The organism is Variovorax fucosicus (genome assembly GCF_030316825.1).
Classification (GTDB): Bacteria; Pseudomonadota; Gammaproteobacteria; order Burkholderiales; family Burkholderiaceae_C; genus Variovorax; species Variovorax fucosicus.
The window spans coordinates 805,024-825,139 of record NZ_JASZYU010000002.1; the positions used below are offsets into that span (position 1 = coordinate 805,024).

At 67.6% G+C, this 20,116-nt stretch carries 20 protein-coding genes; 14 read left to right on the forward strand and 6 right to left on the reverse strand.

The genetic code is table 11. The annotated features are described in order from the left end of the window. Positions 1–40 precede the first annotated feature (40 nt). The 3 genes from kdgD to QTI05_RS15960 all read left to right on the forward strand — a co-directional run bounded on the left by kdgD (position 41) and on the right by QTI05_RS15960 (position 2,967). Positions 41–952 (forward strand): 5-dehydro-4-deoxyglucarate dehydratase, encoded by a 912-nt coding sequence (gene kdgD / locus QTI05_RS15950; protein ID WP_286545899.1) that lies wholly within the window; start codon positions 41–43, stop codon positions 950–952. Between the two features lie 40 nt (positions 953–992). Further along, on the forward strand, positions 993–1,451 hold the full coding sequence (locus QTI05_RS15955) for a nuclear transport factor 2 family protein (RefSeq protein ID WP_286545900.1): 459 nt from the start codon (positions 993–995) through the stop codon (positions 1,449–1,451). A gap of 79 nt (positions 1,452–1,530) precedes the next feature. Beyond that, a complete protein-coding gene (locus QTI05_RS15960) occupies positions 1,531–2,967 on the forward strand; it encodes an aldehyde dehydrogenase family protein (protein ID WP_286620994.1) in 1,437 nt (478 codons plus the stop codon). Positions 2,968–2,984: 17 nt separating this feature from the next. On the opposite strand, the gene QTI05_RS15965 is transcribed toward QTI05_RS15960, so the two are convergent. Continuing rightward, positions 2,985–4,514, reverse strand: a complete 1,530-nt coding sequence (locus tag QTI05_RS15965) for an ABC transporter permease/substrate-binding protein (RefSeq protein WP_286622184.1) — start codon at positions 4,512–4,514, stop codon at positions 2,985–2,987. Between the two features lie 358 nt (positions 4,515–4,872). On the opposite strand from QTI05_RS15965, the gene QTI05_RS15970 reads away from it, so the two are divergent. Together QTI05_RS15970 and QTI05_RS15975 are read left to right on the forward strand one after the other, a co-directional pair. Continuing rightward, the gene (locus QTI05_RS15970; RefSeq protein ID WP_286622185.1) at positions 4,873–5,712 is read left to right on the forward strand and encodes an ROK family protein; all 840 of its coding nucleotides are present in this window, start codon (positions 4,873–4,875) and stop codon (positions 5,710–5,712) included. A 121-nt stretch (positions 5,713–5,833) separates the two neighbouring features. After that, positions 5,834–6,223 carry a response regulator gene (locus tag QTI05_RS15975; RefSeq protein WP_286622186.1) on the forward strand — a complete coding sequence of 130 codons (390 nt, stop codon included), beginning with the start codon at positions 5,834–5,836 and terminating at the stop codon, positions 6,221–6,223. Between the two features lie 10 nt (positions 6,224–6,233). On the opposite strand, the gene QTI05_RS15980 is transcribed toward QTI05_RS15975, so the two are convergent. From QTI05_RS15980 to QTI05_RS15990, 3 genes are all read right to left on the reverse strand, one after another. Further along, positions 6,234–7,613 carry a phospholipase D-like domain-containing protein gene (locus tag QTI05_RS15980; RefSeq protein WP_286622189.1) on the reverse strand — a complete coding sequence of 460 codons (1,380 nt, stop codon included), beginning with the start codon at positions 7,611–7,613 and terminating at the stop codon, positions 6,234–6,236. Beyond that, positions 7,610–8,278 carry a glutathione S-transferase family protein gene (locus QTI05_RS15985; protein ID WP_286622190.1) on the reverse strand — a complete coding sequence of 223 codons (669 nt, stop codon included), beginning with the start codon at positions 8,276–8,278 and terminating at the stop codon, positions 7,610–7,612. Before QTI05_RS15985 ends, QTI05_RS15980 begins: the two co-directional genes overlap by 4 nt. A gap of 126 nt (positions 8,279–8,404) precedes the next feature. Then, complete coding sequence (locus QTI05_RS15990; protein ID WP_286622192.1) at positions 8,405–9,523, reverse strand: 5-methyltetrahydropteroyltriglutamate--homocysteine S-methyltransferase; 1,119 nt, start codon at positions 9,521–9,523, stop codon at positions 8,405–8,407. 144 nt (positions 9,524–9,667) lie between these two features. Between QTI05_RS15990 and QTI05_RS15995 the strand changes: the two genes are divergently transcribed. From QTI05_RS15995 to QTI05_RS16035, 9 genes are all read left to right on the forward strand, one after another. After that, the gene (locus QTI05_RS15995; protein WP_286622193.1) at positions 9,668–10,780 is read left to right on the forward strand and encodes an aromatic ring-hydroxylating dioxygenase subunit alpha; all 1,113 of its coding nucleotides are present in this window, start codon (positions 9,668–9,670) and stop codon (positions 10,778–10,780) included. Beyond that, a complete protein-coding gene (locus tag QTI05_RS16000) occupies positions 10,777–11,544 on the forward strand; it encodes a GntR family transcriptional regulator (protein ID WP_286545910.1) in 768 nt (255 codons plus the stop codon). The genes QTI05_RS15995 and QTI05_RS16000 overlap by 4 nt, the downstream gene beginning before the upstream one ends. 31 nt (positions 11,545–11,575) lie before the next feature. Beyond that, positions 11,576–12,568 carry a PDR/VanB family oxidoreductase gene (locus QTI05_RS16005; RefSeq protein WP_286622194.1) on the forward strand — a complete coding sequence of 331 codons (993 nt, stop codon included), beginning with the start codon at positions 11,576–11,578 and terminating at the stop codon, positions 12,566–12,568. A gap of 151 nt (positions 12,569–12,719) precedes the next feature. Further along, positions 12,720–13,895: an ABC transporter substrate-binding protein gene (locus QTI05_RS16010; RefSeq protein WP_286622195.1), complete on the forward strand. Its 1,176-nt coding sequence runs from the start codon at positions 12,720–12,722 to the stop codon at positions 13,893–13,895. A 31-nt stretch (positions 13,896–13,926) separates the two neighbouring features. After that, positions 13,927–14,799 (forward strand): branched-chain amino acid ABC transporter permease, encoded by an 873-nt coding sequence (locus QTI05_RS16015; protein ID WP_286622196.1) that lies wholly within the window; start codon positions 13,927–13,929, stop codon positions 14,797–14,799. Further along, on the forward strand, positions 14,799–15,773 hold the full coding sequence (locus tag QTI05_RS16020) for a branched-chain amino acid ABC transporter permease (protein ID WP_286622198.1): 975 nt from the start codon (positions 14,799–14,801) through the stop codon (positions 15,771–15,773). The genes QTI05_RS16015 and QTI05_RS16020 overlap by 1 nt, the downstream gene beginning before the upstream one ends. Before the next feature lie 61 nt (positions 15,774–15,834). Beyond that, on the forward strand, positions 15,835–16,596 hold the full coding sequence (locus QTI05_RS16025; protein WP_286545916.1) for an ABC transporter ATP-binding protein: 762 nt from the start codon (positions 15,835–15,837) through the stop codon (positions 16,594–16,596). Further along, complete coding sequence (locus QTI05_RS16030) at positions 16,589–17,293, forward strand: ABC transporter ATP-binding protein (protein WP_286545917.1); 705 nt, start codon at positions 16,589–16,591, stop codon at positions 17,291–17,293. The genes QTI05_RS16025 and QTI05_RS16030 overlap by 8 nt, the downstream gene beginning before the upstream one ends. 22 nt (positions 17,294–17,315) lie before the next feature. Further along, entirely contained in the window at positions 17,316–17,714 is a 399-nt protein-coding gene (locus QTI05_RS16035; RefSeq protein WP_286622200.1) for an SRPBCC family protein, read from the forward strand. A 17-nt stretch (positions 17,715–17,731) separates the two neighbouring features. Here the strand turns inward: QTI05_RS16035 and QTI05_RS16040 are convergent, their stop codons facing one another. Then, positions 17,732–18,871 carry an HPP family protein gene (locus tag QTI05_RS16040; protein ID WP_286622201.1) on the reverse strand — a complete coding sequence of 380 codons (1,140 nt, stop codon included), beginning with the start codon at positions 18,869–18,871 and terminating at the stop codon, positions 17,732–17,734. A gap of 7 nt (positions 18,872–18,878) precedes the next feature. Next, a complete protein-coding gene (locus QTI05_RS16045; RefSeq protein ID WP_286622202.1) occupies positions 18,879–20,108 on the reverse strand; it encodes a multidrug effflux MFS transporter in 1,230 nt (409 codons plus the stop codon). Positions 20,109–20,116 lie beyond the last annotated feature (8 nt).

Here is a 20,116-nt window from a genome sequence, read left to right on the forward strand (position 1 = left end):
TCTCCCTCTTTTTTCCAACCCACTTTTCATTGGTGTTTCGATGAACCCGCAAGAACTCAAATCCATCATGGGCTCCGGCCTGCTCTCGTTTCCCATTACCGACTTCGACGAGCAGGGCGAATTCCGTCCCAAGACATACATCGAGCGTCTGGAATGGCTGGCGCCGTATGGCGCCAGCGCGCTGTTCGCCGCGGGCGGCACGGGTGAATACTTCTCTCTGGCAGGCGAGGAATACAGCCGCGTGATCAAGACCGCCGTGGACACCTGCCGCGGCAAGGTGCCGATCATCGCCGGCGCCGGCGGCCCGACCCGCACCGCCATTGCCCATGCGCAGGAAGCCGAGCGCCTGGGCGCCCACGGCATCCTGCTGCTGCCGCACTATCTGACCGAAGCCGGCCAGGAAGGCCTGATCGAGCACGTGGCCGCCGTCTGCAAGAGCGTGAAGTTCGGCGTCATCGTGTACAACCGCGACCGCACCAAGCTCACGCCGAATTCGCTGGCCATCCTGGCCGAGCGTTGCCCGAATCTGGTCGGCTTCAAGGACGGCGTGGGCAACATCGAGACCATGTCCTCGATCTTCATGAAGATGGGCGACCGCTTCGCCTACCTGGGCGGCCTGCCCACGGCCGAGGTCTATGCCGCCGCCTACAAGGCGCTGGGCACGCCGGTGTACTCGTCGGCCGTATTCAACTTCATTCCGAAGACCGCAATGGACTTCTATAAGGCCGTGGCGGCCGACGACCTGCCGACGCAGCACCGCCTGCTGAAGGACTTCTTCATGCCGTACTTGGGCATCCGCAATCGCGTCGAAGGCTACGGCGTGAGCATCATCAAGGCCGGCGCGAAGATCGTCGGCCACGACGGCGGCCCTGTGCGCGCACCGCTGACCGACTTGAAGCCTAACGAGATGGAAGAGCTCAAGACCCTCATCGACAAACTGGGCCCGCAATAAGCAAGCCGGCTGATTTCGTCATGACAAAGAAGACAACGACATGCTGAAAAAACTGATCCTCCTCGCCGCTGGTTCGATCGCGCTCGCCGGCTGTGCCGGCATGACCGGCCCGTCGTCCTCGACGACGGCGGCGGCCCCGGCCGTGGCGGCGGCCGCCGAGAAGCTGCGCGTGGCGATGATCGACCCGACGCCTGCGGCCCTCAACGCGCTGGTGGCCGACGACCTGAGCTACGGCCATTCGGGCGGCAAGGTCGACACCAAGACCAGCTTCGTCAGCGACCTGGTCGAAGGCAGATCGGATTTCGTCACCATCGTGATCACCGACCAGACCGTCAAGGTGGTCGACAACATCGCGATCGTGCGGCACACGCTCACGGCCGACACCAACGATTCGGGCAAGCCCGGCAAGGTCAGCATCAAGATCCTCGGCGTCTGGCAGAAGCAGGGCGCAGACTGGAAGCTGCTGGCCCGCCAGGCCGTGCGGCCGCCTGCACCCTGAGCCACAATCGACAACCCCCAATGGGCCGAAGCCTCACCGCTTCGGCCCTCCGTTTTTCCCCCCAGCCAGGACACACCTCATGCAACAACACGACAACCTCATCGGCGGCGAATGGAAGAAGGGCGGCGACTACAGCCCGAACCTGAACCCCTCGAACCTGGGCGACACGATCGCCGAGTACACCCAGGGCGATGCCAGCCATGTCGAGGCCGCCGTGGCCGCCGCCACCGCTGCCTTCCCCGCCTGGGCCACCGGCAGCATCCAGGCGCGCAGCGATGCGCTGGACAAGATCGGCACCGAAATCCTCGCGCGCCGCGAAGAGCTCGGCACGCTGCTCGCCCGCGAAGAAGGCAAGACCAAGGCCGAAGGCATCGGCGAAGCCACCCGCGCCGGCCAGATCTTCAAGTTCTTCGCCGGCGAATGCCTGCGCCTCTCAGGTGAACTGCTGCCCTCGGTGCGCCCCAACATCGGCGTCGAGATCACGCGCGAGCCGGTCGGCGTGGTGGGCCTGATCACGCCCTGGAACTTCCCGATCGCCATTCCCGCCTGGAAGATCGCCCCGGCGCTGGCCTTCGGCAACTGCGTGGTTCTCAAGCCCGCGGATCTGGTGCCCGGCTGCGCCTGGGCGCTGGCCGAGATCATCAGCCGCTCGGGGATCCCGGCGGGCGTGTTCAACTTGGTGATGGGCCGCGGCAGCGTGATCGGCAATGCGCTGGTCAACCACCCCGGCATCCATGCGATCAGCTTCACCGGCTCGGTCGGCGTGGGCCGCAACATTGCGGTCCAGTGCGTGACCAACCACAAGAAGGTGCAGCTCGAGATGGGCGGCAAGAACCCGCAGGTGGTGCTGGACGACGCAGACCTGAACCAGGCGGTCGAGCTGAGCGTGCAGAGCGCGTTCTATTCCACCGGCCAGCGCTGCACCGCGTCGAGCCGGTTGATCGTGACCGAAGGCATCTACCCGAAGTTCATCGCCGCGATGCAGGAGCGCATGGCCAAGATCAAGGTCGGCGATGCGCTGGCCGCCGGCACCGATGTCGGCCCGGTCTCCAGCCGCAGCCAGCTTGACCAGGATCTGGAATACGTCCAGATCGGCAAGAGCGAAGGCGCCACGCTGGCCGCTGGCGGCGAGCGCCTGAAGCTGGCCACCGAGGGCTTCTACATGTCGCCCGCGCTGTTCAGCGAATCGGTGGCGTCGATGCGCATCAACCGCGAAGAAATCTTCGGCCCGGTGGCGAGCGTGATCAAGGTCAAGAACTACGAGGAAGCGCTCTTCACCGCCAACGACACCGAGTTCGGCCTGTCGGCGGGCATTGCGACCACGAGCCTGAAGTACGCCACGCACTTCAAGCGCCACAGCCAGGCCGGCATGGTGATGGTGAACCTGCCGACCGCGGGGGTGGACTACCACGTGCCGTTCGGCGGACGCAAGGGCTCCAGCTACGGCCCGCGCGAGCAGGGCAAGTATGCGCAGGAGTTCTTCACCACGGTGAAGACGGCCTACACGCTGGCCTGAGGCCCTGAGCGCAGCGCTCAGCGGCGGCGCCGGAGCGCGTACTCGATCGCTTCGAACACCACCTCGCTGAGCAGCGCCAGCGCTGCCGCGGGAACGGCACCGGCCACCAGCAGGCCGCTGTCGTTCAGCGCGAGGCCGGTCACGATGCGTTCGCCGAAGCCGCCGGCACCGATGAAGGCGGCAATCGTCGCGGTGCCGATCGCGATGGTGGTGGCAGTGCGCACGCCGGCAATGAGTGTCGGCAGTGCCAGCGGCAGGAGCACCAGCCGCAGGCTTTGCGGGGTCGTCATGCCGAGCGCGGTGCCGGCCTGGCGCAGGCCTGCGGGCACCTCGACCAGGCCGGTCACGGTGTTGCGCATGATCGGCAGCAGCGAATACAAGGTCAGCGCGATTAGCGCGGGCAGGGTGCCGATAACGCCGAGCCACGAAATCAGCAGCGCCAGCAACGCGAGCGAGGGCACGGTCTGCAGCAGGCCGGTGATGCCAAGCACCACGGCGCGCAGCCGCACGTGCGGAAACACCAGGATCGCAAGCGGCACCGCCAGCAGGATTGCGCAGCCCACCGACACGGCGACCAGCAGCAGGTGCTGGCGCGCGAGACGGCCGAGGTCGGGGCCGAACAGCTTGGCGACCCAGCCGCGTTGGCCGCTGTCGCCGGCCTTCGCGCCGCCCGCCAGGAAGTCGCGCGCGATGGTGTCGAAGGGCACGCTCTGCAACTCGGCGCGTGCGTTCATCGCGATCATGGCGCGCTCGTCGATGCGGCCCTCGAGTTTCTGCAGCGCGGCCCAGGCCTTGGGCAGGCGCTGCGGCAGGTCGAGGCGGTAGAGCAGCACCGCGTCGTAGCGCGGAAAGTACTGCCGGTCGTCCTGCAGCACGCGCAGTTTCAGATGCTCGATCTTGGCGTCGGTGGTGTAGATGTCGATCACGTCGATCTGCTTGGCCGTGATCGCGTCGTAGGCCAGTCCGTGGTCGAGTCCGGTCGGTTGCTGGCCGAAGCCGTAGCGCGCGGCGAGTCCCTTCCAGCCGTCGGCCCGGCCGATGAACTCGTTGGAGAGGCCGAGCTTGAGTTCGCGGTGCTTCGCCAGGTCGCTCAGGGTCTTGATGCCGAGCTGGTCGGCATCTGCCGCGCGCATTGCGAGCGCATAGCCGTCGTTGAAGCCCAGCTGCACCGCCACGCCGAGGCCCTTGGGCGCCAGCGCGGCGTTCATGGCCTCGCGCGTCATCGAGCCCGTTTGCTGCAGCAGCTCCAGCGCAATGGTGCCGGTGTACTCGGCATAGAGGTCGATGCCACCGGAGCGCAGCGCCTCGTAGACGATGGCCGTGTTGCCCAGCCCCTGCCGCACCACCGGCGCCTGCGGCAGTTGCGGCGCCGCGGTCTGCGCGATCACCTCGGCCAGGATGTACGACTCGGTGAAGCGCTTGGAGCCGACGCGCAGTGTGTCGGTGTTCTGCGCCTGGGCCGCGGGCAGGCCCAACAGGGCCAGGCAGAGCAGGCCCCATCCCGTCCATGCGGCGCGCCGGCCGCAGCGTGTTCGGCAAGAAAGCATCGCGGCAGTGTAGGCCGGCTGGGGCGTTGCGGAACAGGCGGCTTTCCTACAGCCGGCGGCAGGTGCCGCGGGGCACCATGGGCCATTCGGCAACACAGCACGACGAGCAATGGCAAAACCCGAGACGAAGAAGACAAAAGGCAAGGCAAAAACCAAGCGGGCAGAGCAGGAGCCCGTGCATGGCAGGATGAAACTGCCTTCGGTCGTGGTGCGCAGCTACAGCCTCGAGCTGCGCGACCAGGACGGCTTTGTCGGCGACAACGCCAGCCAGACGGCGTTTCGCGAACTGCTCGACCGCTGACGGCGTCGCCGCTCGCGCAGCGGCGACGACCCGCTGGGCGACAAGCCCTCGACCGCGTTGAGCAAGGACGAGATCGACCGCAAGCTGCACAGCCAGACCGACGATCCTGCAGCCGACATCGTGCACGGTGCGGTCGAGGAATTTTCGGTGGAACTCGCGCACGTCATCCGGCGCCACCTGCGGCAGAAATCATGGGAGGGCGTGCGCCGCATCGTGATCGGCGGCGGCTTTCCCGACAGCGACGTCGGCGAGCGCGTGATCCTGCAGACCGGTGCGATGCTGCACAACGAGGGCCTGAAGGTCGAACTGGCGCGGCTGTGCCATGAGCCTGACGACGGCGGCCTGCTCGGCTGGCTGCACCTTGCTCCGCCGCAGATGCTGACCGGCTACGACGCCTTCCTGGCGGTCGACATCGGCGGTACCAACGTGCGCTGCGGCATCGTCAAGCCGCGCCGGGCCAGGGCGGCCGACCTGTCGAAGGCGCGGGTGCTCAAACGCGAGAAATGGCGCCACGCCGACGAGGATCCGAAGCAGAAGGATCTGCTCGCGGGCATCGTCGAAATGCTGGAGCGCAACATCCGGCGCGCCAAGAAAAAGGGGCTGTCGCTCGCACCGTTCATCGGCATCGCCTGCCCGGGGCTGATCCGCGAGGACGGCTCCATCGCACGCGGCGCGCAGAACCTGCCGGGCAACTGGGAACGCGACACCTTTCACCTGCCGTCGCATGTGCACAACAAGATCCCGACCATCGACGGGCGGCCCACGCTGGTGATGCTTCATAACGATGCGGTGGTGCAGGGCCTCAGCGAGCTGCCGTTCATGCAGGACGTGAGGCGATGGGCGGTGCTGACCATTGGCACCGGGCTCGGCAATGCGAGCTACCGCAACCGGGCGTGAGGTGCGGTCAGCAGGTGTGGGGCATGCGCGTAGGCAAGCGCCCACAACACCTCCCGTCGGCCGCTCTCGCCAAAATCAGATTCTGGAAACTACACTGCGGGCAAATAACGCCCTTAACGCTGTGTCGCTCATTACGTTCCTCGTCGAGGACAACCCCACGATTCGAGACAACCTGATTCCCGCAATGGAAGATCTGGTCAATGCCAGCATCGTCGGTTTTGCCGAGACAGAGGCCGAGGCTGCGCGCTGGCTGAGCGCGCATGCCGACGAATGGCATCTGGCGGTGGTGGATCTGTTTCTCAAGGAAGGCTCGGGGCTGGGCGTGCTGGCCAGCTGCCGCCAGCGCAAGGCGCTGCAGCGCGTGGTGGTGCTGACCAACTACGCCACCACCGACATCCGCGAGCGCTGCCTCAAGCTCGGCGCCGATGCGGTGTTCGACAAGTCGAACGAGCTCGACGCATTTCTCGAGTTCTGCAACCAGAACAGGCCTTCGAGCTTCGCGGCGCTGTGAGCCGCCGCGGCTAAAGCTGGAACGCCACCGTCAGCAGCAAGCCCTCGGCGACGTCGCGCAACAGCCCGGGTCGCCGCGCGCGGTACGGCTCGCCGGCGGAGGCCGTGGTTTCGATCCACTGCGCGAGCCAGTCGATCTGCTCGGCTCCATAGAACACCACGCCGGCCTCGTGATTCAGCAGCAGGCTGCGCAAATCGAGGTTGATCGATCCGCACAGCGCCAGATCGTCGTCCACCACCACCGCCTTGGCATGCGCCATGAAAGGCAGCATCCGGAAGGTGACCCCCGCACGCGCCAGGTCGCGCATGGCGCGCGCGCGCACGAAGTCGGCCAGCGGGTGGTTGGAGCGCTCCGGGATCGCGATGGTCACCTGCACGCCCCGCCGCGCCGCCAGCCGCAGCGCGTCGCGCAGCCCGTCGCCCGGCACGAAGTAGGGCGTGACGGCCAGCAGCCGGTGTTCGGCGCGAAAGCAGGCGTCGATCAGCAGGGCCTGGGCCGTGTCTTCGGTCTGGTCGGGGCCGCTCGGCATGAACTGGGCGAGTGCGCCGTCCGAGGGCACCTCGGTCGGCGCGATGCGGCGCGGCTTGCGGTGGCGCACCGAGGCCCAGTCATGGTCGAACTGGCGGGCCGCCGCGGCGGCTGCGCTGCCCTGCAGGTCGAACGAGAGATCGCGCCACGCCACCGGATGGGCATCGTTGCCGGTGAAGTACTCGCCCGCCAGGTTGCGCCCGCCCGACCAGAGCCATTGGTCGTCGGCAATGGTGGCCTTGCGGTGGTTGCGCAGGTTGCGCGGGCCGTTGTGGCGCAGGCTGAAGATCGGGCGGAACACCGCCACCTGGCCGCCCGCCTCGCGCAGCGCATCGAAATGTCCGCGCGGCAACGACAGTGCGCCGAAGCCGTCGAGCAGCACGCGCACCGCAATGCCTTCGCGCGCGCGCTGCGTGAGCCGCGCCAGCACGTCGTGGCCGAAGGCGTCGTTGCCGATGATGAAGGTGCACACGTCGATGCGCTGCGTGGCACCGGCGATCACCTCCCACAGTGCGTCGCGCGCCACCTCGCCATCGGCATGCATGCGCACCGCGCACGGGCCCGGTGGTGCCAAGCCGAAGCTTTCGATGAGATCGGCGGCCCAGTGCCCCGCCGGCACCGAGCGCGGTGGCCTCGGCGCACCCGCGGGCCGCAACTTGCGCTGGCCGAACAGCAGGTAGGCCGGCAGGGTGAAGTAGGGCAGCAGCAGCATGCCCATGACCCACGCGATGGCGGTGGTGGGTGCGCGCTGCTCGCGCCGCGCCCGCGTGGTGAGCACGTAGACCAGCAGGCCGATGGCCACCACCAGGAAATGCTGCGATGGCGAAGGCAGCCAGTCGAGCCAGTCGTCGATGCGGTTCACGTGCCGAGGTGCGATTGAAGAAAAAGCGGCACCGGTCGGCCCTGCGAGGCCAGGAACTTCATCATCGGGCCGACCACCGCGCGCACCGCAGGACGCTGGCCGACGCGGTCGCGCCACGCCACCAGGCGGGGCGTGGCGGCGGTCATGCCGGCGCCCTTGCGGTCGGCGAACACATGGGCCATGTAGAACGCGATGTCGGCAAAGGAGTAGCCGCCGGCCAGGTGGTCGGCGTGCGCAAGCCTTGCTTCCATCGCCTCGTAGTGGCGGGCGCAGGCCGCGCAGGCCGCCACCGCGGGTGGGCTCTGCATCGCGTCCTGCAGGCCGAACAGCTTGATCACATGCGGAAAGAAAACCTCGTCCGACAGGTGCTCGAGCAGGCGCGCCCGGGCCCGGGCGGTCGCGCCGGCGGGCCACAGCGCCGGCTGCGGCTGCAGGTCTTCGAGGTATTCGAAGATCTGGGTCGAGTCGAACAGCTCGAGATCGCCGTCGACCAGCACCGGCACCTGCTGCTTCGGATTGATGCGCAGCACTTCGGGGTGCCGGGGCTGGTAATGGTCGCCGCTGTCGAAAGGCACCATCACGAGGTCGAACGCGATGCCTTTTTCAAGCGCCGCGATCTGCGCCTTGGCGCCGAACATGCTGAGGGGGCCGGAGAACAACTTCATGCGCCGAGCCTACTGCACCCGGCCTCTTCGCGAAACACCGCGGAACCGGCTCTGCCGGGCCGCTGGTGTTGCCCCCGGCAAGGGGTGGGCGCCCGACACGAAGTGCGGGCAACCTGGGGGCGAGCCCTATGCGCCCCAGACTTCCTGTGCGGTCTCGACCACCAGGCGCAGCTTGTTGCGCTGCGCTTCCACCGCGATGTTGTTGCCGTGCACCGTGCTCGAGAAGCCGCACTGCGGCGACAGCGCGAGCTGCTCCAGCGGCGCATATTTGGCGGCGTCTTCGATGCGGCGCTTGAGCTCGTCCTTGTCTTCCATCTCGCCGAACTTGGTGGTCACCAGGCCGAGCACCACGGTCTTGCCCTTGGCCAGGTAGCGCAGCGGCTTGAAGTCGCCCGAGCGTGCGTCGTCGTACTCCATGAAGTAGGCGTCGAGGTCCATTTCCTTCAGCAGCGCCTCGGCCACCGGCTCGTAATTGCCGGCCGCCGCATGCGTGCTCTTGAAGTTGCCGCGGCACAGGTGCATGGCCAGCAGCATGCCGGGCGGCTTCTGCGCGACGATCTTGTTGATGAACGCCGCGTAGCGGTGCGGCAGCTCGTTCGGGTCGTCGCCGCGCTGGCGTGCGGCTTCGCGCATCTTCTCGTCGCAGAGGTAGGCCAGGTTGGTGTCGTCCATCTGCACATAGGTGCAGCCGGCCGCGGCCAGCGAACGCAGTTCGTCGCCATAGGCTCTGGCCACGTCGTCGTAGAACACCGGGTCGAGTTCCGGGTAGGCCTCTTTGCTGATGCCGGCGCGGCCACCGCGGAAGTGCAGCATGGTCGGCGAGGGAATCGTCACCTTGGGCGTGTTGCCGGCCGCGACCTGGCTCTTGAGGTACTCGAAGTCGGCCAGCTGGATGTTCTTCGCGTGGGTGACCTTGTCGATCACGCGCATCACCGGCGGCGCCAGTTCCTCGGTGCCATCGGGCTTGCGGATGGTGACCGGAATGTCGGTCTTCACGCCGCCCAACTGCTCGAGGAAGTCAATGTGGAAGTAGGTGCGGCGGAACTCGCCGTCGGTGATGCTCTTCAGGCCGACGTCCTGCTGGAACTTCACGATCTCGGTGATGGCCTTGTCTTCGACGGTGCGAAGCTGCTCGGGCGTGATCTCGCCCCTGGCTTTTTGCTCGCGCGCTTCAAGCAGGTATTTGGGGCGCAGGAAACTGCCGACGTGGTCGAAACGGGCGGGCAGGGCGGCGTGCTGGGACATGGGGAGCTCCGTCAATGCTGGGATGGGATTGAGCATCGTAGCGGCTTGGCGACTGCCCATGCTGGATACAGAGAGGTCAGTGTTTACCCTTGAAATGGCCTAAATAATTGGATTTTTGGCTATTTATGTATACATTCAGAATCCATGAACACCTCGCCCAGCTTCCCCCTGAACGCCTGGTATGCAGCGGCCTACGACGTCGAGGTCAAGCATGCGCTGCTGTCACGTACGGTCTGCAACCAGAAACTTGTGCTCTACCGCCAGGCCGATGGCCAGGTCGCGGTGCTTGAAGACGCCTGCTGGCACCGGCTGCTGCCGTTGTCGATGGGTCGGCTCGAGGGCGACGAGGTGGTGTGCGGCTATCACGGTCTGGTCTACAACGCGCAGGGCCGCTGCACCTTCATGCCGAGCCAGGAGACGCTGAACCCGTCGGCCTGCGTGCGCAGCTTTCCGGTGGTGGAGAAGCACCGCTTCGTCTGGATCTGGCCCGGCGACCCGGCCAAGGCCGATCCGGCGCTGGTGCCCGACATGCACTGGAACGACGACCCGGCCTGGGCCGGCGACGGCAAGATGATCCGCGTCGCCTGCGACTACCGCCTGGTGGTCGACAACCTGATGGATCTGACGCACGAGGCCTTCGTGCATGGCTCGTCGATCGGCAACCGCGCGGTGGCCGAAGCGCCGTTCGTCGCGACCCACGGCGACCGCTCGGCCACCGTGACGCGCTGGATGGAGAACATCGATGCGCCGCCGTTCTGGGCCGCACAGATCCGGCATGGCCACGGCTACGAGGGCAAGGTCGACCGCTGGCAGATCATCCGTTTCGAGGGGCCGTGCACCGTCAACATCGACGTGGGCGTGGCCGAGGCCGGCAGCGGCGCGGTGCCCAAGAGCGACAGCGACAAGGGCGACCGCAGCCGCGGCGTCAACGGCTACGTGCTCAACACCATCACGCCCGAAACCGACAAGAGCTGCCTTTACTTCTGGGCCTTTGCGCGCAACTACTGCATCGGCGAGCAGCGCCTGACGCATGAGCTGCGCGAAGGCGTGGCCACGATCTTCCGCGAGGACGAGCATGTGCTCGAGGCGCAGCAGCGCGCCATTGACGAACGGCCCGACTATGCGTTCTACAACCTCAACATCGACGCCGGTGCGATGTGGGCCCGACGCCTGATCGACCGCATGGTCGAGCGCGAGCAGCCGCGCCGGCCGAGCATTCCGATCCGGCCGGCCGAGGCTGCGGAGGCGCCGAAGTGAGTGCACTGCCGATCGCAGCGCATGGCGATCCGGCCGAGGCCGGCGCCTCGCAGGCGGTCAAGGCCCAGCTGCGCCTGCGCGAGATGGTGCTGGCCGGTGAACTGCCCGGTGGCGCGCGCATCGCCGAAGTGGCGATCTCCGAGCAGCTCGGCGTTTCGCGCACGCCGGTGCGCTCCGCGCTGATGCGGCTGGAGCAGGAGGGCCTGCTCGAAAGCCTGCCCAATGGCGGCTATGCGGTGCGCACCTTTTCCGAGCGCGACGTGTCGGACTCGATCGAGCTGCGCGGCACGCTCGAAGGGTTGTCGGCCCGGCTCGCGGCCGAGCGTGGCGTGTCGCCGGTGGTGCTGCGCGAAGCGCGTGCCTGTCTGCAGCGCATCGACGAGTTGTTGCGCGAGCCCGCGCTGGACGACGCCGCCTTCTCGCGCTACGTGGCCTTCAACGGCCAGTTCCATGCGCTGCTGTCGGAGCTGTCGGGCAGCGTGGTGATTGCGAAGCAGCTCGAACGCATCACCAACTTGCCGTTTGCATCGCCGTCGGGCTTTGTCGTGGTGCAGGCCAACTCCCCCGCCGCGCGCGACATGCTGCTGATCGCGCAGGATCAGCATCGCCAGGTGCTCGACGCGATCGAGAGCCGCGAAGGCTCGCGCGCCGAAGCGCTGATGCGCGAGCACAGCCGGCTGGCGCAACGCAACCTGCGCGAGGCGCTGCACGGCGCGCACGACCATCCGCTACCGGGCGTGCAACTGATCCGGCGCCGCAGCTGAACCCGAACCCCAAGAAGAGAAGAGACAGGCCATGCAGAGTTCCACCCGCTGGCGCGCGGCACGCGTCGAAGCGCTGCGCGACATCACCCCGACCGTGCGCGAGTTCACCCTGCGCCCGCAGGATGCCGACGACATCAGCGCCGATTGGTCGCCCGGCAGCCACATCGAGGTCGAGCTGCTGCGCGAGGGCCGTCCGATCAAGCGCTCCTATTCGCTGGTCGGCCAGCCCGACGGCGAATGCTTTCGCATCGCCGTCAAGCGGCTCGACCAGGGGCAGGGCGGCTCGCGCGCGATGTGGCAGCTCGCGGTTGGCGACCGGCTGCAGGTGAATGGGCCGCGCAACCATTTCGGACTCGACCTGAACGCGCCGGCCTACCTGCTGGTGGCGGGCGGCATCGGTATCACGCCGATGCTGCACATGGCGCAGCATCTGCAGGCGCGGGCGGGCCGCGCTCCGCTGCGCATGGTCTACGGCGCGCACGAAGAGGTCGAACTGGCCTACCGGCCGCTGCTGCGCGAACTGCTCGGCGAATCGTTCGCCGAGTTCGTCGCGTCCGAAGGCCGGCACATCGACATCGCCGCCGAGATCGCTGCGCTGCCTGCCGGGGGCCAGATGTACGTGTGCGGCCCGGTGCCCATGCTCGATGCGGTGCGCCGCCAATGGGCGGCATCCGGCCGGCCGGTGGCCGACCTGCGCTACGAAACCTTCGGCAGCAGCGGCCGCTTCGCGCCGCAGCCATTTCGCGTGCAGGTGCCGCGCCAGGGCGTCGACATCGTGGTGCCGGCCGACAGCAGCATGATGGACGCGCTGCATGCCGTCGGCGTGCAGACCCTGCACGACTGCAAGCGCGGCGAGTGCGGCCTTTGCGCGGTCGAGGTGCTGGCACTAGACGGCGAGATCGACCACCGCGACGTCTTCCTGAGCGAGCACGAGAAGGCCGGCAACCAGCGTATTTGCACCTGCGTGTCGCGCGTGGTCGGCTCGATCGCCATCGATTCGGCATACCGGCCAGACGCCGATTGAGCTGCGCGATGATCGCGCAGCAATTTGATTCACCGCGCAGAATTCGCGGCGCAGGCGGGCTGCCTAGGGAATTGCCAAGGGCCGCGCCGCGCCGTGTGGTGCGCACAATAGCGCCCACCCGTCTTTACCGATAACCGGAGACTCATCCACCATGCAACGCCGCCATCTCATTCACGCTGCCAGCCTCACCGCCCTTGCACTCGCCATGCCGCTGGCGGCTCATGCCCAGGACAACAAGTTCAAGATCGGGCTGATCCTGCCGATGACCGGCCAGCAGGCCTCCACCGGGCGCCAGATCGAAGCTGCGGCGCGCCTGTACATGGCGCAGAACGGCGACACCGTCGCGGGCAAGAAGATCGAGCTGATCATCAAGGACGACGTGGCCACGCCCGACGTGACCAAGCGGCTGGCGCAGGAACTGATCGTCAACGACAAGGTGAACGTCATCGCCGGCTTCGGCGTCACGCCGGCTGCACTGGCGGCCGCGCCGCTGGCCACGCAGTCGAAGACGCCCCAGGTGGTGATGGCGGCGGCCACCTCCAGCATCACCGAAGCCTCGCCGTACATCGTGCGCTCCAGCTTCACGCTGCCGCAGGTGTCGGTGGCAATGGGCGACTGGGCGCCCAAGAACGGCGTCAAGACGGTGGTCACGCTGGTGGCCGACTACGGCCCCGGCAACGATGCCGAAAAGTACTTCAGCGAGCGTTTCCAGCTCAATGGCGGCAAGGTGATCGAGAAGCTGCGCGTGCCGCTGCGCAACCCCGACTTCGCACCGTTCCTGCAGAAGGTGCGCGATGCCAAGCCCGACGCGCTGTTCGTGTTCGTGCCCTCGGGCGCCGGCGCGGCGGTCATGAAGCAGTTTCTGGAGCGCGGCATGGACAAGGCCGGCATCCGCATGATCGCCACCGGCGACGTGACCGACGACGACCAGCTCAACGACATGGGCGATGGCGCGCTCGGCGTGGTCACCACGCACCATTACTCGGCCGCGCATCCTTCGGCGGCCAACAAGAAGTTCGTCGAGGCTTTCCAGAAGGCCAACCCGAAGATGCGCCCGAACTTCATGGCGGTGGGCGGCTACGACGGCATGCGCGTCATCTACGAAGCGCTCAAGGCCACCAAGGGCCAGGGCGGCGGCGACGCGCTGCTGGCCGCGATGAAGGGCCAGGTGTTCGAAAGCCCGCGCGGCCCGGTGTACATCGATGCGCAGACCCGCGACATCGTGCAGGACGTGTACCTGCGCAAGGTCGAGAAGAAAGACGGGCAGCTCTACAACGTCGAATTCGACGTGATCAAGGGCGTCAAAGATCCGGGCAAGGCAAAGTAGGCAGCGACAAGACGGAGCGCCTGGCCACAGCATGCTGACCATTCTTTTCGACGGCATTGCCTACGGCATGCTGCTGTTCGTGCTTGCCGTCGGGCTGGCCGTGACGCTGGGGCTGATGAACTTCATCAACCTCGCGCATGGTGCCTTCGCGATGGCGGGCGGCTACCTCACCGTGTTCGCGATGCAGAAGCTCGGGCTGCCGTTCCTGGCCTGCCTGCCGCTGGCCTTCGTCGTGGTCGGACTGGCCGGCGCGCTGCTGGAGCGCACCCTGTACCGGCCGATGTACGCGAAGCCGCACCTCGACCAGGTGCTGTTCTCGATCGGCCTCGCGTTCATGGCGGTGGCCTCGATCGACTACTTCGTCGGCTCCTCGCAGCAGAACGTGCAGTTGCCCGAATGGCTGCGCGGCCGCACCGAGGTCGGCGACGGTGCGCTGCTGCTCGGCATGGGGCACTACCGCATCTTCATCATTGCGGTGTGCGCGGTGCTTACCGTGGTGCTGCAGCTCATCCTGTCGAAGACGCGCTTCGGCAGCCGGTTGCGTGCAGCGGTCGATGATCCGCGCGTGGCGGCGGGGCTGGGCATCAACGTCAACGTGGTGTTCCTGGCGACCTTCGCCGTGGGCTCGGGCCTGGCCGGGCTGGGCGGTGCGCTCGGCGCCGAGATCCTCGGGCTCGACCCGACCTTTCCACTCAAGTACATGATCTATTTCCTGATCGTGGTGTCGGTGGGCGGCACCTCGTCGATCACTGGGCCGCTCGCGGCTGCACTGTTGCTCGGCATTGCCGACGTGGGGGGCAAGTACTTCATTCCGAAGATGGGCGCGTTCACCGTGTACCTGCTGATGATCGCGATCCTCCTGTGGCGGCCGCAAGGCCTCTTTACCCGCAAGGGAGGCCGTTGATGCAGGGCGCGGCCAAAGATTTCCAGGCAGCACTGCTGCACAAGGCGCGCTGGCGGCCTTGGGAGTTCGCGGTGTGGCTCATCGCATTCGCGCTGCCGCTGCTGGTGCCGTCCCATTCGTTGATGGTGAACGAGATCGCGATCGTCGCGCTGTTCGCAATGTCGCTCGATCTGATCCTCGGCTACACCGGCATCGTGTCGCTCGGCCACGCGGCCTTTTTCGGCTTCGGCGCCTATGCGGCCGCGCTGTTCGCCAAGCTCGTGATGCCCGACCCGATGGTCGGCCTGGTCGTCGCCACGGTGCTGTCGGCGGCGCTCGGCGCGGTGGCCAGCGTGACGATCCTGCGCGGCAGCGATCTCACGCGGCTGATGGTCACGCTCGGCACGGCGCTGCTGCTCCTGGAACTGGCGAACAAGCTCGACTGGCTCACCGGCGGTGCCGACGGGCTGCAGGGCGTGGTCATGGGGCCGGTGCTGGGGCTGTTCGAGTTCGACCTGTTCGGCCGCACGGCAGCCTGGTACTCGCTCTCGATCGTGCTGATCCTGTTCCTGCTGATGCGCAGGATCGTGCACTCGCCGTTCGGCGCCACCCTCAAGGCGATCCGCGACAACCGGCTGCGCGCGATGGCGATCGGCATTCCGGTCGCTTCGCGGCTGGTCACGATCTACACGCTGGCGGCGGCCGTGGCCGGTGCGGCCGGCGCGCTGCTGGCGCAGACCACCGGCTTCGCCTCGCTCGACGTGCTGGCCTTCGACCGCTCGGCCGACGTGCTGCTGATGCTGGTGATCGGCGGCGTTGGCTGGCTCTACGGCGGCATTGCCGGCGCGCTCGTGTTCAAGCTGCTGCAGGACTGGCTCTCGGCCGTGACGCCGCAGTACTGGATGTTCTGGATCGGCCTGATCCTGGTGCTGCTGGTGCTGGTGGGACGCGACCGCCTGTTCAAGCCCTGGACATGGTTCGGGAGGCGGGCATGAGCGCCGCGCCCGGCCGCCCGAAGCAAGCTCGCACCGCAGTGCACAGCACGAAGGTTGCCCAATGAGCACGGAGACCGTTCTTTCCGCGACCGGCCTGGTCATGCGCTTCGGAGGCATCACGGCCACCAACAACGTCTCGCTGCAGTTGAAGCGCGGCGCGCGCCATGCGCTGATCGGCCCGAACGGGGCCGGCAAGACCACGCTGATCAATCTGCTGACGGGCGTGCTGACGCCGACCGAAGGCCGCATCGAACTGCTGGGCCAGGACATCACGCGCCTTGCGCCGCACCAGCGCGTGGCGCGCGGCCTGGTGCGCACCTTCCAGATCAACCAGCTGTTCGATTCGATGACGCCGCTGGAAACGCTGGCGCTCGTGGTCTCGCAGCAGAAAGGGGCGTCCGGCCAATGGTGGCGGGCGCTCGGCGCTGCCAGCAGCATCACGACGCGCGCGGGCGAATTGCTCGAGCAGTTCCGCCTGGCCGACGTGGCGCAGCAGCCCGTGAAAGAGCTCGCCTATGGCAAGCGCCGCCTGCTCGAGATTGCGATCGCGCTGGCCTGCGAGCCGCGCGTGCTGCTGCTCGATGAGCCCGTGGCCGGTGTGCCGGCCGGCGAGCGCGAGGAACTGCTGCAGACCGTGGCCGCCTTGCCGGCCGACGTGTCGGTGCTGCTGATCGAGCACGACATGGACCTGGTGTTCAGCTTTGCCGATCGCATGACGGTGCTGGTCAACGGCACGCTGCTGACCGAGGGCGATCCCGAGCAGATCGCCAACGACCCGAAGGTCAAGGAGGTCTATCTGGGCCAGGGAGCCGTCCATGGCTGAACTGCTGCAGATCGACAACCTGAGCGCGGGCTACGGCGAGGCGGTGGTGCTGACCGGCGTCTCGCTGCAATTGGGCGAAGGCCAGACGCTGGCGCTGCTGGGGCGCAACGGCACCGGCAAGACCACGCTGATCAACACGCTCGCCGGTGCCACGCGGCAGCACGGCGGCAGCCTCATGCTCCACGGCAGCCCGCTGAACAAACTCGCGCCGCACCAGCGCGCCGCAGCCGGTATCGGCTGGGTGCCGCAGGAGCGCAACATCTTCAAGTCGCTCACGGTGCACGAGAACCTCACGGCCGTGGAGCGGCCGGGCAAGTGGAATCCGCAACGGGTCTACGAGATGTTCCCGCGCCTGGCCGAGCGCAAGGGCAACCTCGGCACGCAGCTGTCGGGCGGCGAGCAGCAGATGCTCGCGGTCGGCCGTGCGCTGGTGGTCAACCCCAGGCTGCTGCTGCTCGACGAGCCGCTCGAAGGGCTGGCGCCGATCATCGTGGAAGAGCTGCTGCGTGCGATCCGCCGCATCACGCAGGACGAAGGCCTCGCCGCCATCATCGTCGAGCAGCATCCGCAGGCGATCCTCGCGATCTCGGACCGGGCCGTGGTGCTCGACCACGGCACCGTGGTGCACACCGACAGCGCCGCCGCGCTGCGCGCCCGGCCCGAGGTTCTGGAGCGGCTGCTGGGCGTGGCGCGCTGAGCCGTACACCAGGGAGACCGAGATGGCATCGATCCGACGCGAAATGAATGTGGAGGCCGACGCGACGCAGATCTGGGACGCCGTGCGCGACGTGGGGGCCTTGCACCAACGCCTGGTGAAGGGCTTCGTGGTGGACTGCCGGCTCGATGGCGACGATGCGCGCATCGTCAAGTTCGCCAACGGCATGGAGGCGCGCGAGCTGATCGTCGACCTCGACGATGCCGAGCGCCGCATCGTGTGGTCGGCCACCGGTGGACGGCTCACGCACCACAACGCTTCGTTGCAGGTGTTCGACGAAGGCGGTGGCCGCAGCCGCGTGGTCTGGCTTGCCGATCTGCTGCCGAATGCGCTGGCACCTGCCATCGCCGGCATGATCGACGATGGCATGCGCGCGATGAAGGCGACGCTCGAAGCAGCCTAGGGCTGCCTGCGCAGGGCTCAGCTCTCGGGCCGCACGGCGCGGTAGAGCGCACGCACGAAGTCGGACTGCGTGATCATCCCGGCCAGTCGCAGTTCGCTGTCGATGATCGGAATGTGGCGATGCCCGTTTTCCGAGAAGAGCGGCACCAGTTCGAGGGCAGGCCGGTCGTCGCTGGAGACGCGCACCTGCCGCGTCATGATCTGGCCCACCACCTCGGGCTTGTTCGAGACCACGCTGGCCGTCGCGCGGATGAAGCCGCGCAACCTGGCGCCGAGCCCTTCGTGATGCGCCAGATCGATGTGGCGGAAAAAATCGGCCTGGGTCAGGATGCCGACCACGCGGCGCGAGCGGTCCACCACCGGTAGCGCCTTGATGCGCCGCTGCTGCATCATGGCCCAGGCCTCCTGCAGCGGCGTGCCGAATTCCACCGCCACCGGGTCGGGCGACATGATGTCCGCGCAGCGCAAGGTGCCGAGGCGGCGCCGGAACGATTCGGCCTCGGTGTCGCGGATCAGCACTTCGAGGTCGTCGCGGCTGATGTCGAGCACCTGGTTGTAGCGGGCCAGCACGGCATCCACGTCGGCGGTGCTGAAGTGCGCATCGGCCGGCGGGGCCGCCGGTGGCGTCTGCATGTGCGGGTAGCGCCGGCCGGTCAGACTGTTGTAGGCCACGCCCGCAAGCACCAGCAAGGCCGAGTTCGCCAACGCGGGAAACAGGGCAAAAGAAAAATCGGTGGTGTGCGTGAGCACCGCCAGCAGCGCCATCGCGCCGCCGGGCGGATGCAGGCAGCGCAGCGCAAACATCAGGCCGATCGCCAGCGCGGTGGCGATGGCGCCGGCCCAGGCCGGATCGGGCAGCCAGCGCGCGCAGGCAATCCCGACCAGCGCAGCGACAGTGTTGCCGCCCACCACGGCCCAGGGCTGCGCGAGCGGACTGGCCGGCACCGCGAACACCAGCACCGCGCTGGCGCCCAGCGGCGCGATCAGCCAGCCGTTTCCGCTGAAATCGGGGCCGGCCAGCGCGCGGCAGACCAATCCCGCGAGCAGCAGGCCCAGCGCCGCGCCGCCGACCGCCCGCAGCCGCTCGCGCGCATTGACGCGGGTGCGCCCCGGGAACCAGGCGCGCAATCCGAGACGCAGTGACGGCGGTGTGCGCATGCTGCCTTCAGGTCGCCACCAGGCGGCCGATCTCCGGCCAGCGCCGGTGCAGCCAGAGCCAGGCGACCAGCCCGATGCTCAACATGCCGATCGAGGTCAGCGCCAGGCCCAGCGTCGAATGCATCACCAGGGGCGCCACTACGCCGGCCACCAGGCCGTTGGCGGTGGAGCCGATCACGGCCTGCAGCGACGAGGCCATGCCGCGCCGCTCGGGGTGCAGGTCGAGCACCAGCAGCGTGACCACTGGCACCATGAGCGCCCAGCCGAATGCGAAGAAGGCCAGCGGCCAGAGCGCCCACAGCACGTTCGGCGTGAACAGCGCGTTGGCCGCCACATTGACCACCGAGGTGATCAGCATGATCAGAAAGCCGTCGCGAATCTGCCGTTTCGGTGCCACCTTGCCGGCCATGCGGCCACTGGCCCAGGCGCCCGACATGATGCCGCCGATGGTGAGCATAAAGAACCAGAAGAACTGCGTCGGCGCCAGCGCCAGGTGGTCGCCCAGGAAGGCCGGCGCGGCCAGCACGTAGAGGAACATGCCGTTGAACGGCACGCCGCTGGCGAGCGCGAGCAGCAGGAAGCGCGGGTCGGAACACAGATCCCAGTAGCCGCGCATCAGATGGCGCACCTCGAAGGACTGGCGCTGGTCGACATGCAGCGTTTCGGGCAGCAGCTTCCAGTTGGCCACGAACAGCACCACGCCGACCGCCACCAGGAACCAGAAGACGCTGTGCCAGCCCAGATGCACGAACAGGAAGCCACCGACGATCGGCGCAATGGCCGGGGCCACGCCGAAGTAGATCGTCACCTGGCTCATCACCCGCTGCGCCTCGGCGGGAGGGAACATGTCGCGGATCACCGCACGGGACACCACGATGCCGGCGCCGGTCGACAAGCCCTGCAGGGCGCGGAACAATACCAGCTGGCCGATGGTCTGCGACAGCGCGCAGCCGAGCGACGCGATGGTGAACACCGCGAGCCCCCACAACACCACGGGCCGGCGTCCGAAGCTGTCCGAAAGCGCGCCGTGGAACAGGTTCATGAACGCGAAGCCGAACAGGTAGGCCGACAGCGTCTGCTGCATCTCGGCCGGCGATGCGCCGATGGAGCGTGCAATGCCCGAGAACGCCGGGATGTAGGTGTCGATCGAGAACGGCCCGAGCATGCCGAGCACCGCCAGCAGCACCGCCAGCGCCCAGCGCGGGGCTTTCCAGAGGGTTTGGGCGTCGGGGTTCATGAAGACCT

Bases quoted from the DNA above. Each gene is read 5' to 3' on its own strand.
- QTI05_RS15965 (WP_286622184.1), bottom strand. From the start codon at position 4,514: ATGCTTTCTTGCCGAACACGCTGCGGCCGGCGCGCCGCATGGACGGGA.
- QTI05_RS15990 (WP_286622192.1), bottom strand. From the start codon at position 9,523: ATGTCCCAGCACGCCGCCCTGCCCGCCCGTTTCGACCACGTCGGCAGT.
- QTI05_RS16010 (WP_286622195.1), top strand. From the start codon at position 12,720: ATGCAACGCCGCCATCTCATTCACGCTGCCAGCCTCACCGCCCTTGCA.
- QTI05_RS16005 (WP_286622194.1), top strand. From the start codon at position 11,576: ATGCAGAGTTCCACCCGCTGGCGCGCGGCACGCGTCGAAGCGCTGCGC.
- QTI05_RS16025 (WP_286545916.1), top strand. From the start codon at position 15,835: ATGAGCACGGAGACCGTTCTTTCCGCGACCGGCCTGGTCATGCGCTTC.
- QTI05_RS15995 (WP_286622193.1), top strand. From the start codon at position 9,668: ATGAACACCTCGCCCAGCTTCCCCCTGAACGCCTGGTATGCAGCGGCC.
- QTI05_RS15960 (WP_286620994.1), top strand. From the start codon at position 1,531: ATGCAACAACACGACAACCTCATCGGCGGCGAATGGAAGAAGGGCGGC.
- QTI05_RS16030 (WP_286545917.1), top strand. From the start codon at position 16,589: ATGGCTGAACTGCTGCAGATCGACAACCTGAGCGCGGGCTACGGCGAG.
- QTI05_RS15985 (WP_286622190.1), bottom strand. From the start codon at position 8,278: ATGAAGTTGTTCTCCGGCCCCCTCAGCATGTTCGGCGCCAAGGCGCAG.
- kdgD (WP_286545899.1), top strand. From the start codon at position 41: ATGAACCCGCAAGAACTCAAATCCATCATGGGCTCCGGCCTGCTCTCG.
- QTI05_RS16020 (WP_286622198.1), top strand. From the start codon at position 14,799: ATGCAGGGCGCGGCCAAAGATTTCCAGGCAGCACTGCTGCACAAGGCG.
- QTI05_RS16015 (WP_286622196.1), top strand. From the start codon at position 13,927: ATGCTGACCATTCTTTTCGACGGCATTGCCTACGGCATGCTGCTGTTC.
- QTI05_RS16040 (WP_286622201.1), bottom strand. From the start codon at position 18,871: ATGCGCACACCGCCGTCACTGCGTCTCGGATTGCGCGCCTGGTTCCCG.
- QTI05_RS16035 (WP_286622200.1), top strand. From the start codon at position 17,316: ATGGCATCGATCCGACGCGAAATGAATGTGGAGGCCGACGCGACGCAG.
- QTI05_RS15955 (WP_286545900.1), top strand. From the start codon at position 993: ATGCTGAAAAAACTGATCCTCCTCGCCGCTGGTTCGATCGCGCTCGCC.
- QTI05_RS16045 (WP_286622202.1), bottom strand. From the start codon at position 20,108: ATGAACCCCGACGCCCAAACCCTCTGGAAAGCCCCGCGCTGGGCGCTG.